Annotated in this window: 10 protein-coding genes; 6 read left to right on the plus strand and 4 right to left on the minus strand. The window is 73.5% G+C overall.

The window, feature by feature from the left end; translation table 11 throughout:
* Nucleotides 1–175: 175 nt before the first annotated feature.
* Both ACFVHB_RS15815 and ACFVHB_RS15820 read left to right on the plus strand, forming a co-directional pair.
* The gene (locus tag ACFVHB_RS15815) at nucleotides 176–913 is read left to right on the plus strand and encodes an alpha/beta fold hydrolase (RefSeq protein WP_380321231.1); all 738 of its coding nucleotides are present in this window, start codon (nucleotides 176–178) and stop codon (nucleotides 911–913) included.
* Nucleotides 914–1,219: 306 nt separating this feature from the next.
* Nucleotides 1,220–2,704, plus strand: a complete 1,485-nt coding sequence (locus ACFVHB_RS15820; RefSeq protein WP_380321234.1) for an APC family permease — start codon at nucleotides 1,220–1,222, stop codon at nucleotides 2,702–2,704.
* 342 nt (nucleotides 2,705–3,046) lie between these two features.
* Here ACFVHB_RS15820 and ACFVHB_RS15825 read toward each other — a convergent pair whose 3' ends face one another.
* From ACFVHB_RS15825 to ACFVHB_RS15835, 3 genes are read right to left on the minus strand one after another with little or no spacing between them, the layout of a single operon-like run.
* Nucleotides 3,047–4,231 carry a ferritin-like protein gene (locus tag ACFVHB_RS15825; protein WP_380321237.1) on the minus strand — a complete coding sequence of 395 codons (1,185 nt, stop codon included), beginning with the start codon at nucleotides 4,229–4,231 and terminating at the stop codon, nucleotides 3,047–3,049.
* Nucleotides 4,228–6,204 (minus strand): GMC oxidoreductase, encoded by a 1,977-nt coding sequence (locus ACFVHB_RS15830; RefSeq protein WP_380321240.1) that lies wholly within the window; start codon nucleotides 6,202–6,204, stop codon nucleotides 4,228–4,230. Before ACFVHB_RS15830 ends, ACFVHB_RS15825 begins: the two co-directional genes overlap by 4 nt.
* Complete coding sequence (locus ACFVHB_RS15835; RefSeq protein ID WP_380321243.1) at nucleotides 6,201–6,839, minus strand: hypothetical protein; 639 nt, start codon at nucleotides 6,837–6,839, stop codon at nucleotides 6,201–6,203. Before ACFVHB_RS15835 ends, ACFVHB_RS15830 begins: the two co-directional genes overlap by 4 nt.
* 319 nt (nucleotides 6,840–7,158) lie before the next feature.
* Between ACFVHB_RS15835 and ACFVHB_RS15840 the strand changes: the two genes are divergently transcribed.
* From ACFVHB_RS15840 to ACFVHB_RS15850, 3 genes are all read left to right on the plus strand, one after another.
* Entirely contained in the window at nucleotides 7,159–7,491 is a 333-nt protein-coding gene (locus ACFVHB_RS15840) for a PadR family transcriptional regulator (protein WP_380321304.1), read from the plus strand.
* Nucleotides 7,488–8,459, plus strand: a complete 972-nt coding sequence (locus ACFVHB_RS15845; RefSeq protein WP_380321246.1) for a hypothetical protein — start codon at nucleotides 7,488–7,490, stop codon at nucleotides 8,457–8,459. Before ACFVHB_RS15840 ends, ACFVHB_RS15845 begins: the two co-directional genes overlap by 4 nt.
* Before the next feature lie 221 nt (nucleotides 8,460–8,680).
* Nucleotides 8,681–9,109, plus strand: coding sequence for a nitroreductase/quinone reductase family protein (locus tag ACFVHB_RS15850; RefSeq protein WP_380321249.1), 429 nt, complete (start codon nucleotides 8,681–8,683; stop codon nucleotides 9,107–9,109).
* A gap of 15 nt (nucleotides 9,110–9,124) precedes the next feature.
* Here the strand turns inward: ACFVHB_RS15850 and ACFVHB_RS15855 are convergent, their stop codons facing one another.
* A complete protein-coding gene (locus ACFVHB_RS15855) occupies nucleotides 9,125–10,987 on the minus strand; it encodes a glycoside hydrolase family 15 protein (RefSeq protein WP_380321252.1) in 1,863 nt (620 codons plus the stop codon).
* 298 nt (nucleotides 10,988–11,285) lie between these two features.
* Here ACFVHB_RS15855 and ACFVHB_RS15860 point away from each other — a divergent pair, with 298 nt between their 5' ends.
* Complete coding sequence (locus ACFVHB_RS15860) at nucleotides 11,286–12,125, plus strand: DMT family transporter (RefSeq protein WP_380321307.1); 840 nt, start codon at nucleotides 11,286–11,288, stop codon at nucleotides 12,123–12,125.
* Nucleotides 12,126–12,212 lie beyond the last annotated feature (87 nt).

Here is a 12,212-nt window from a genome sequence, read left to right on the forward strand (position 1 = left end):
CGCCCGAACCCGGGCCGACACGGCCGGACGCGCCCGCGGAGACCCCGTCCGGTCGAGGCCGCCGCCGGGCGGATGCCGGCCGGCCCGCCACGCCGCCCGCCCGCGATGTCGGCGCGAGGTGCGGGTGCGCTGCGTACCGTGGCCGGGCGGCCCATCGAGCGGACAGGAGCAGGACGTGACGGACCCGACCTTCGTGCTGATCCCGGGCGCCGGGGGTGCCTCCTGGTACTGGCACCCGGTGACGGACGAGCTGCGACGGCGAGGCCGGGAGGTGGTGGCGGTCGACCTGCCGGCGGACGACGACTCGGCGGCGCTGCCGGAGTACACCGCGCTGGTGACCGAGGCGGCCCGCGGCCGCACCGGGGTGGTGCTGGTGGGGCAGTCGCTCGGGGCGTTCACCGCCGTCATGGCCTGCGGGCGGCTGGACGCGGCGCTGCTGGTCCTGGTGAACCCGATGATCCCGCTGCCCGGCGAGACGCCCGGTGCCTGGTGGGAGAACACCGGTCAGGCCGGGGCGATGCGGGCCAACGACCGGAGGGAGGGCCGCCCGGCGGACGCGGAGTTCGACGTGTTCACCTACTTCCTGCACGACGTTCCGCGGCGGCTGGTCGAGGAGGCCGCGTCGGAGGAGCGCCCGGAGTCGGACGCGGTCTTCGCCTCGCCGCTGGACCTGGCCGCCTGGCCGGACGTGCCCACCCGGGTGCTGGTGGGGCGGGACGACCGGCTCTTCCCCGTCGGGTTCCAACGGCGGGTGGCGCGCGAGCGGCTCGGGCTCGTACCGGACGAGATCCCCGGCGGCCATCTGGTGGCGCTCAGCCAGCCGCTGCTGGTGGCCGACCGGTTGGAGGCGTACTGGGCGGAGGTCGCCCCCGCACAGGGCGGGACGGGTCGACGCGGGAGGCCGGACAGCTGACCGTGATCCGGGGGGCCGGGCCTGAACATCACCGGCGTGGGCCGTGGGGGCGCGGGCCCCGGTTCCGTGCCGGGTGCCCGGGCGCAGGGCTGCCGAATCGTTGCGGCACCGAGTCCCGCAGGAGCTCCGCACTCCCTTGACGCATTAAGTAACGATCCTTAACTTGATCCCCGGGTCCCGCGGTCCCGCGGTCCCGCATCCCTGCCTTTGCGCGTCGTCGCGTCCCCGAGTCCTCGCGTGCCCGAGCCCTCGCGTCGTCGCGTCCCACCCCGCCCGGCTCTCGCCCCCGACCACCTGGAGCCATCTGTGTCCTCAGGCCTCGCCCGGAGAATAGGCCTCTTCCAGGCCACCGCGATCAACATGAGCCAGATGTGCGGCATCGGGCCGTTCGTGACGATCCCGCTGATGGTCGCCGCCTTCGGCGGCCCGCAGGCCGTGATCGGCTGGATCGCCGGGGCCCTGCTCGCCCTCGTCGACGGCCTGGTCTGGGCCGAGCTCGGTGCCTCGCTGCCCGGTTCCGGCGGCACCTACGTCTACCTGCGCGAGGCCTTCCAGTACCGCACCGGGCGGCTGATGTCGTTCCTGTTCGTCTGGACGGCCATGCTGTTCATCCCGCTGATCATGTCCACCGGCGTTCAGGGCCTGGTGCAGTACCTCGCGTACCTGTGGCCCGGCATGACGACCGTTCAGGGGGACGCCGTCGGCGTGGCGGTGCTCGCCGCCGTCATCGTGCTGCTCTGGCGCCGGGTCGAGGACATCAGCGCGATCACGGTCGTCATGTGGGGCGTGATGATCCTCTCGGTCGGCCTGGTGATCGTGGCCGCCTTCACCGACTTCGACCCGTCGCTGGCCTTCACCTGGCCCGCCCACGCCGTCGAGCTGACCCACGGCCGGTTCTGGACCGGCTTCGCCGCCGGCCTGACCATCGGGATCTACGACTACCTCGGCTACAACACCGCCTCCTACCTGGGTGCCGAGATCAAGAACCCCGGCCGGGTCATGCCGCGCGCGATCATCTACTCGATCACCGCCGTCATGGCCGTCTACCTGCTGATGCAGGTCGGCGTCCTCGGCGTGATCCACTGGCCGGACATGCTGGACCCGGACAACGTGGCCTCCAGGTCCGTCGCCTCCGCGGTGCTGGAGCGGACCTGGGGCAAGGGCGCCGCCGACACCGTGACGGTGCTGATCCTGATCACCGCCTTCGCCTCCGTCTTCGCGGGACTGCTCGGCGGCTCCCGGGTGCCGTACGACGCGGCCCGCGACGGGATGTTCTTCCGCTCCTTCGCCACGCTGCACCCCCGGCACGGCTTCCCGGTGTTCGGCCTGGTCGCCATGGGCACCATCACGGCCGCCGGCTTCCTGTTCGCGCGGCACGTCGGCGACACGGCCGAGCACCCGCCGCTGAGCATCCTGATCACCCTGCTCACCAGCGTCATGGTGATCGTCCAGGCGCTGGCCCAGATCGCCGCCGTCACGGTGCTCCGCCGGCGGCAGCCCCGCCTCACCCGCCCGTACAGGATGGTGCTCTACCCGCTGCCGAGCATCGTCGCCGCCGTCGGCTGGCTGGTCATCTACGGCTACGCGGACGAGGCCAACCCGGGCGTCCACCCGATCGAGTGGTCGCTGGCCTGGGTCGCCCTCGGCGGCCTCGCCTACCTGGTCTGGTCGAAGGCCGAGGGAGCCTGGCCGTTCGGGCCGAAGGAGATCCGCGAGGAGTTCCTGGAGGCCCAGGGGGCTCGGGGGGCGGACGCGCTCCCCGCACCCACCGGTAGCGGGCCGCTCGGCTGAGCGGCGCCGACGAGACCCACGGGTGGACCGGCCACAGCGGCCACCTGAACCCTCCCGGCCCACGAGCACAGACGGTCAGCACCCCGCCGATCGCCCGGGCCGTCATCGCCGCCAGGCTGCCGGAGCACGGCGGCAGCCTGGTCCGCGCCGACCGGCGGCCACCCGGGCCGACCTGCCCGGCCGTCTCGGCCGCGCACCGAGGCGGCCGCCGCCTACCGCGAAGCCCTCGCCCTGGCAGGCAGCGACGCCGAGCGCCGCCGCCTGCGCCGCTGCCTGCGCCGCCGCCCGGCGGAGACGACCGCACCGCCGTGACCGGGGCGCGCGGCGCAGGCAGCCGCCGGCTCACACGAAGGCTTCGACGGAGTCGGAGGCGAGGCCGGACAGGTCGATCGGTTCGCCCGCTTCGAGCGTCGCCGCCCGGATGTTGCGTCCGATCTCCTCGTCGGCGGCGTCGAACTGGTGCCGGGCGATCTCGAAGGTGGGGCTGGCGAAGCGGCCCCGGGCGGCGAGTGCCGGGTCCGGGTGGGGGTTGCGGTAGAGCTGCTCGGCGCGGTCGCGCAGTTCGAGCATGGTGGGAACGGCCAGCGCCATGTGCCGCGGCCGCCCGTTGAAGGCGGAGTCGAGGTACCGCAACAGGACCGCGTAGCGGGAGTTGAACGCGACGGCCTGCTCGTACACGGCACTGGTGGCGGCGAACCGCTGGTAGTCGGCGACCTTCGAGTCGCCGTGGATCGGGTAGGCGTCCTCCCAGGTCACGTCGATCAGCGGCCCGCTGGGCTGGTCCTGGGGGCGGTCGTCGGGGCCGTAGCCGCGCCCGGTGAGGATCTCGTTGAAGCGGAAGTAGTGGGCGAGTTCGGGTTGTTCGCCGAACCGGTCGTTGCTGTTCCAGATCGTGTCGTGGACGCCCTCGCCCTGCTCGGTGATGGTCTCCAGGGCCTCCAGCGCCGAGTTGCGGCCGTCGACGGGGAAGACCTCGCCGCCGGAGTTGTAGAAGTCCTCCGGCCCGACCTGGTGGCCCGGCTTCCCTCCGGCGAAGACCGCGTCGTGGCCGAGGGTCTCGATGAGGTACTCCAGGCCCGCCCGGATGGTGTCGTAGAACTGCCCGATGGAGGTCCAGCCGGAGCCCGGCTCCGCCGGCGTGATCGCCTTCGGCTGCTCGATCCGCAGGAAGGTCCTGAGCGCCTCGGGCGAGAAGTGCTGCAACCCGATGCCGGGGACGGTCTCACCGCTGAAGGGCAGCCTCGCCGGGTAGCTCGCGACGAAACCGGTACCGACCTTCGGGGCGCCGCCGACCGCGTTCAGCAGGTTGGCGGCCAGCGTCATGTGGAGCATCTCCTCCAGCAGCACGGCCCGGATCGCGTAGTACGCCGTACGGTTGGTGCCGGGACGGATGGAGTACATGCCGGTCATGTACACCGGGATGGTCAGGTGCTCCACCTCCATCGCCGCCTGGAGGTACGTGCGCAGGTCGTCGAGCGTCCTCGGGACACCGAAGCCCGCTTCGTCCAGTTCGAGGGCGGTGATCACGCCGGTACCTCCGTGTCCGTCGTGCCCCCGGCGGCGCCGCGCAGGTCGGCCGGCCGCCGGTCGAGGAGCAGGTCCTGGTGGATCCTCTCCGCGCTGCGCAGGGCCAGGGCGAGCATGGTGAGGGTGGGGTTGCTGGTGCCGATGGAGGGCATGCTGCCGCAACCGACGGCGTACAGGTTCGGGTGCTCCCAGGTGCGCTGGTAGGCGTCGACCACGGAGGTGGTCGCGGACGTCCCCATGATGTGGGTGCCGGCGCCGTGGCCCGCGCCGCTGTAGGCCAGGTCCAGGGTCTCCCCGTCCAGCGTGTGCACGAAGTGCCCGAGCGGGGGCACGCCGCCGCGCGGGGCGTGGTCGGTGTGGTCGGTGGCACCGAGGTGGCCGAAGATCTTCTGAGCCACCTTGCGGGCGGCGAAGAGTCCGTCCCGGGTGTGCTGGTCGAGGTCGTAGGTGATGACCGGGCGCAGGTTGCCCATGGCGTCGCGGTGGCGGCGGTCGATGGTGACCCGGTTGGCCGGGTTCGCCGACTGCTCGACGGCGATCTGCAGTTGCAGCTGGCGGCCGATCGTGGAGCCGAGCAGACGGCGCAGCTCCGGCCCGAACACGCCGTCCCGCCGCACCTCACCGTTCTCGTCGCCGCCGATGCCCAGGGAGGTCGCGACGTTGCTCATCGGCGCGCCGGTGGCCCAGCCCCAGCCCCAGTTGCCGATCTCGATCCGGAACGGGGCCCGCCTGGCGCGCCCCTCGCCGAAGCGGAACGCCTCCCAGCCCGAGGTGTGCCCGGGCCCGCGGAACGGCCCGACGGGCCCGCGCCGCTCGTCGGCGAGCGCCCAGTTGAGGATGGTCGGGTGGTCCATCAGGTTGCGACCGACCTGGTCGCTCCCGTTGGCGAGCCCGGAGAACAGCAGCAGCCGCGCGTTCTCGACGGCGTGCGCGGCGAGCACAACCAGGTCCGCCTCGACCACGTACGAGCGCCCGACCGGCGAGGCCGGGTCGGTGTACGTGCGGAACTCCACCCCGCTCACCCGGCCGCCCCGGGTCGGGCCCGCCAGGCGGACCCGGGTCGCGACGCAGCGGGTGGCGAGTGAGACCGTCCTCGCGAAGCGGGCCTGCTGGCGCAGCGGGTGGGACTTCGCCTGCACCGGGCAGATCGGCACGCAGCTCGCGTTGCCCACGCAGCGCTCGCCGTAGTTGGGCAGCCCCACCGCGCTCTCCGGTCGGTACGGGACGGGGGAGTGGTCCGGGTTCGGGGTGGAGTTGCGAGCCTGCGGCAGGCTCCGGACGTGCAGCTCGTACGTGCCGCCCGTGACGTCGTCCGTGATGCGCGTGCCGTTGAGGTCCTCGCAGTACCGGTCGATGTAGCTGGCCGGGATCTGGTGCATCGGATAGACGTAGTCCGGGTCGGTGACGACCTCGATCGCGCGCTGGTCGTCCGCGTTCCCGGCCACGCCGATCTCGAACTCGGCGCGCGCGTACCAGGGTTGCAGCTCCGCCGCGTCGATGGGCCAGTTGCGCCCGTAGCCGTGGTGCTCGGTGGCGAAGTCCTCGGGGTGCATGCGCGGCACGGCGCCGAGCCAGTGCATCGCCGTGCCGCCCAGCTCCCGCAGGTAGTCGGTGCCGTAGGGGAGCCGCCCGTTCTGGACGAAGTAGCCGTTCGCGGTGAACTCCGGCTCGCCCGGCTCCGGGTTGCGCACCGGGGCGAGGTCGAGGACGTCTGGGTAGGGCGCGGCGACGCTGCGCCGGTAGGCGGAGTTGGGCACCTTGGCGACGGCGGAGTGGAAGGTGGAGAGCGAGCCCAGGTAGCCGGGCCAGGTCTCGGTGCCGCCGTTGCCGGCCTCCAGGATCAGGACGTGCCAGCCGAGGTCGCCGAGTTCCTTGGCGACCAGGCTGCCGGACCAGCCGCCGCCGACGATGACGACGTCGTAGCGCCGCCGGACGGCTTCGTCCGCACTGACGGTGTGGACGGTGTCGGTCATGCGTGCTCCTCCGGGGCGTCGGACCGCGCGGCGGCGGTCGGTACGGCGGACGGCGGGATCGCGCGGGAGGCGCGGTGGCCGGGCAGCAGGTGGGCGGGGACGGCGTCCAGTGCGACCTCGGCCGTCAATCCGGTGCGGCAGACCAACTCCTCGTCGAGGCCCAGGCCCTGGCGCAGCGCGGCGGTGGTGGGCTGCGGCGGCGGTGGGACCGCCCAGGTGCCGAACCCCGGGGGCTTGGCCCCGGCCGGGTGCCCGTGGAACGTGCGCCACACCAGGCCCTCGACGTAGGCCTCCGGCGCGACCACGAACTCCTCGTTCGCCATCTGGCGGCGCAGCGCCGCGTGCGCGGCCGGCGCCAGACGCGGCCAGGCGCCGGTGAGCCACAGGTACGTGATCGCGCGGGCCACCTCCAGGTGGGTGGGCGACAGGTCCCGCGGGCCGCCGCGCTCCGCGACGGCCACGGCCCACGCGGCCCGGAACTCCGCGAAGGCGGTGGGCCCGACCTGGTTCCGGGCGGTCTCCAGGTAGCGCTCGGCCATGCCGGTGGCGTACAGGTCGAACGCCGCGAAGCCGGTCAACGGCACGCAGAGGTCGACGAAGTCCTCGACCTCTTTCGTCACAGCGGGCACGGTCATCTCGCTCCTCTCTCACGGGGGAGGGTGCGCCCGCGGGGTGGGCGGCGGAGTGCCGCGCCCCGGATCGGTTCCTGGGCGAACCGTCTCGCATCCTCGCCCACCCCGGCCCCGCGCCGCCCGCCACGCCGGGCCGGCCGTGCGAGTTCACCTGACCGGGCGGCGCCCGCCCCCGCGGGCGCGCCCGTTCCGCGCTGCCGGGCGCCCCGGAGGGGGCCTCGCCGAAGGTGTCGCCGAGTCGGCTTGACGGAAAGTCAGTCGGCCTCTTGCCAGACACTACGGTGACCGTACTATGGTGGCCACCGTGACGAACAAACGCTCCATGCAGGAGCCAACCTTCCTTCTCCTCACGGCACTTGCCGACGAGCCCCGGCACGGCTACGCGCTCGGTGACGAGGTCGCCGCGATCTCGGAGGGCCGGGTGCGGCTCGGCGCCGGCACCCTCTACGGGACCCTCGACCGCCTCCTGGCGGAGGGGCTGATCCGCGTAGAGCGGGAGGAAACGGTGCACGGGCGCCCCCGGCGGGTGTTCGCCCTCACCCCTGAGGGCGCCCAGGCGCTCAGGGGCGAGAGCGAGCGCCTGCGGGCCGCGCTCCGCGAGGCCGACCGACGCCTGTCGAGGACCTGGACCCGACTCGTGGGAGGTACGGCATGACCCCCGGCCCGCGCCGCCCGGCCGTCCGTCTGCTGCGGTGGGCCCTCGCCCTGTACCCGGCCTCCTACGGCACCACCCCGCTCGCGGAGGTCGCCGACCACGCCGAACGCCACCTCGCCCGCGCGGGCCGGCTCGGCGGGCTGCGCGAGGTGGCCGATGTCGCCGCGCACGGCGCCCGCCTCCGGCTCGGACTGGTCTCCCACCGGCCGCTGGGCCGGGCGTTCGCCACCGCCGCCCCGCTCGCCGCGGTGCTGGCCGGGACGTACGCGGCCGCCCACCTCTGGTGGGCCTTCCGCATGGTCACCGACCCCGACTTCGAGACCTTCTCCGACGAGGGCGCCCAGCGGGTCGGACCGTTCCTCGCGGCCGCGGTGGCGCTGCTCCCCGCCGTGCTGATGCTGGGAGCCGTGCTGGCCAGGCGCTGGTCGTCGGCGCGGGCCCTCGCCCTGGTCGCCGTCGTGGCACCACCGCTGATCCACGTCCTGGCCCGGCCCGAGCTGCTCGGCGGGGCCGCGGACACCTGGGTGGTCGGTCTCAGCGAGCGCCGCTACGCGTTGATCGTCCTCAACGCGCTCATCCTGCTGCTCGCACCACCCGACCGGGCGCACCCGCGCTCGGTGGCACCCTGGGCGGTCGCCGTCCCCATCATGGCCGCGGACATCACCATCACCCTCACCGGCGGCATCGTGGACTGGATCAACCTCTCCGGATTCGACATCGTCGCCCCGGTCGCCACCGGCGCCGCCGTGGCCTGCACCGCCCGCACCATCGGCCGGACCGCATCAGCCACGGCCGTCCTGGCCGCACCGCCCCTGCTCACCCCCGCGCTCACCAGCGTGGTCCTCCTCCCCCCGCTTCCGTTCGTGCAGCGGCTGACGGTCCTGTACGCCTTGGGCTGTCTGGTCGCCCTCGTCGCCGTACGGTTGACGGCCCGACGCTCCCGACCGGCCGACCTCACGCACACCTGACCGGCACCGACCACCGACCACCGACACCGGCGTCGACGCCGGGCAGCCGCGGCTGCCCGGCGTTCGCGACGTACGAGTACCGGCATCGGAAGAGGTCAAGACGGTGCGTCATCCGCCATGCCGGGCGTCGGAGATCGCTTGACGGGGAGCCGCAAGATCGTCAAGGTGGCCGGGCGGGGTTCACCCCCGGGCGGCGGCAACACTCCTGGAAATGAGGCTCCATGTCAGAGCGGCAGCAGCGCAACCAGCTTGTGATCAACGAGTTCCGGTCCGCCGGCGGCGTGGTGGGCGGTGACTTCGACGGGGTTCCACTGCTGCTGCTCACCAGCACCGGCGCGCGCAGCGGGGAGCCCCGCACGATGCCGATGACCTACCTCAGGGACGGCGAGCGGCTGGTGGTCTTCGCGGCCAACGGCGGCCGGCCCAACCACCCGGGCTGGTACCACAACCTGCGGGCCGATCCCACCGCGCTCGTCGAGGTCGGCACCGAGTCCTACCGGGTCACCGCGACGGTGACCGAGGGCGCGGAGCGCGACCGCCTCTGGGCCCAGCAGCTGCTGCTCACCCCGTACTTCAGGACCTTCCAGGAGCGCGCCGGACGCCGGATCCCGGTCCTCGCGCTGACGCGGGACGCCGCGCGGGACGCCTGAGCCCGCCACCGCGGGTCAGCCGAGCGCGCGGTCGAGGTTGAACGCGGCGCTGATCAGCGCGAGATGGGTGAACGCCTGCGGGAAGTTGCCGAGTTGCTCGCCGGTCCGGCCGATCTCCTCGGCGAACAGGCCGAGGTGGTTGGCGTAGGTCAGCATCTTCTCGAAGGCCAGCCGGGCCTCCTCCAGACGCCCGGCGCGGGCCAGCGCCTCGACGTACCAGAACGAGCAGATCGAGAAGGTGCCCTCGTCACCCCGCAGACCGTCCGGACTGGCGGCCGGGTCGTAGCGGTAGACCAGGGAGTCGGAGACCAGCTCGGTGCCGAGCGCGTCCAGGGTGGACAGCCACTTGGGGTCGGTCGGGGCGATGAACTTGGCCAGCGGCATCATCAGCAGCGAGGCGTCGAGCACGTCGTCGTCCAGCCCCTGGACGAACGCCCCCCGCTCGGCCGACCAGCCGCGGCTCATGATCTGCCGGTAGATCGCGTCGCGGGAGCGCCGCCAGCGGGGCAGGTCGGCGGGGAGACCGCGCCGGTTCGCCATCCGGATCGCCCGTTCCAGGGCCACCCAGCACATCAGCCGCGAGTAGACGAAGTCCCGGCGGCCCGCCCTGGTCTCCCAGACGCCCTCGTCGGGTTGGTCCCAGTGGTCGCAGAGCCAGTCCACGACGGCGCCCAGCTCGTCCCAGTGGCCGCTGCTGATCGGCTTCCCCCACTTGTCGTAGAGGTAGACGGAGTCGATCAGCGCGCCGTAGATGTCGAGCTGGAGCTGTCCCGTGGCGGCGTTCCCCACCCGCACCGGGGCGGACCCGAGGTACCCCTCCAGGTGGGGGAGCTCGAACTCGGGCAGGTCGGCGCGCCCGTCGATGCCGTACATGATCTGCAACGGGCCGGCCGGGCCGATCGGGTCGGCGCACCGGAGGACTCCGGATCCGGAGAGGAAGCCCATGAACGCCTCGGCCTCCGAGGTGAAGCCGAGACGCAGCATCGCGTAGAGGCAGAACGCCGCGTCGCGGACCCAGACGTAGCGGTAGTCCCAGTTGCGCTCGCCGCCGACCCGCTCGGGCAGGCTGGTGGTCGGTGCGGCGACGATGCCGCCGGTGGGGGCGTAGGTGAGCAGCTTCAGCAGCAGGGCGGAGCGGTGCACCATCTCCCGCCAGCGCCCGTGGTAGCGCGACTGGGCCAGCCAACGGCGCCAGAACCGCACCGTCGCCTCGAACTGCGCCTGCGCCTCCGCGCGGGGGCACGCGCGCGGCCGGACGCCGGCACTCGCCACGTCGAGGGCGAAGACGGCGGACTCGCCCTCCAGGAGCTTGAAGTGCGCCCGCACGTCCACGCCGTCGGCTTCGAGCGGCACCGTCGACGTCAGCGCCAGCGCCAGTGACGGGGCGCGGAACTCCGCGTGGCCGCCGTCCAACCGCAGGGTGTGGCGCTCGGCGCCGTAGCCGAAGCGGGGCGCGACGGCCGCCCGGAAGGGGAGAGTTCCCCGCGCGCAGACCACCCGCCGGATCAGCCGGTGCCGGTCCGCCTCGCGCGACTCGTCGACCACCGGCATGAAGTCCTGGACCTCGGCCACCCCGTCCGCGGCGAAGAACCGCGTGATGAGGACGTTCGTGTCGGGGAAGTAGAACTGCCGGGTGCGCGTCGGCACGTCGGCGGCCAGCTGGAAGGACCCGCCCCGGTCGGCGTCCAGGATGGCCGCGAACACGCTGGGCGCGTCGAAGCGCGGACAGCAGTACCAGTCGATGGTGCCGTCGGTGCCGACGAGCGCGGCGGTCCGGAGGTCACCGATCAGACCGTGTTCGGAGATCGGCAGGTACCGGGAGCCGTCCGGGGCTCCGAGGGCGGCCAGGTCGGGTGCCATTGCCATGTCGGCTGCCATGTCGCCTCCTCACCCGGCGGCGAGGACACCGGGCGGAACATCGCTTTCATGGTAGATCGCCGGGCCGGGGGGCGCGGCGGGAGCCGGGACGGCGGCGCACGGGGCGGCGAACAGGGTGGCGCACGGGGCGGCGGATATTTCGGTGCGGGCCGAACCGACCCGGGCGTAGGTTCCCGGCATGGATCTTTCTACGACCGATGCCACCGCCGGGCCCGACGCCACGGCCGGACCCGGTGTTACGGCCGGGCCCGACGCCACGGCCCGGCCCGACGCCACGGCCCGCATCGACGGCCGGACACTGGCGGCCGCCTCGACGACCGTGGTGCTGTGGGCGTCCGCGTTCGTGGCGATCCGCAGCGCCGGCCCGCACTTCGGCCCCGGGGCCCTGGCACTGGGCCGGCTCGTGGTGGGGTCGCTCGCGCTGCTCGGGCTGCTGCTGTACCGCCGGGAGGGGCTGCCCCCGCGCTCGGCCTGGCCGGGGATCGCGGCCTCGGGCCTGCTCTGGTTCGGCCTCTACACCGTCGCCCTGAACTGGGGCGAGAAGCAGGTCGACGCGGGCACCGCGGCCATGCTGGTCGGCGTCGGCCCGGTGCTGATCGCCCTGCTGGGCGGGTGGCTGCTGCGCGAGGGGTTCCCGCCCAAGCTGCTCACCGGGATGGCGGTGTCCCTGGCCGGGGCGGTGGTGGTGGGCCTCTCCATGTCGGGGGGCGGCGGCAACTCCGTCCTCGGCATCGTGCTGTGCCTGTTGGCCGCGGTGGCGTACGCGGCCGGGGTGGTGAGCCAGAAGCCGGCGCTGCGCACGGCCAGCCCGCTCCAGGTGACGACCTTCGGCTGCCTGATCGGCGCGGTGGCCTGTCTGCCGTTCAGCCCGCAGCTGCTGTCCGACCTCGCGGACGCCCCGCCGTCCGCGCTCCTCGACGTCGTGTACCTCGGCCTGTTCCCGACCGCCCTGGCGTTCACCACCTGGGCCTACGCCATCTCCCGCACGACGGCCGGCCGCATGGGGGCGACCACGTACTCGGTGCCGGCCCTGGTCGTGCTGATGGCGTGGACGCTGCTCGGCGAGGCACCCGCCCTGCTGACCCTGGTGGGCGGCGCGATCTGCCTCGCGGGCGTGGCCGTCTCCCGCCGCACCTGACCGCAGCCGCCGGGGGGTGCCGCCCTCCGGCCGTCCGGAACCGCAGGAAGGCGCTCCGGGGCGCCGGACACGGCTCGACCCCGCCCA

The organism is Kitasatospora sp. NPDC127111, assembly GCF_042677465.1.
Taxonomy (GTDB): Bacteria; Actinomycetota; Actinomycetes; order Streptomycetales; family Streptomycetaceae; genus Kitasatospora.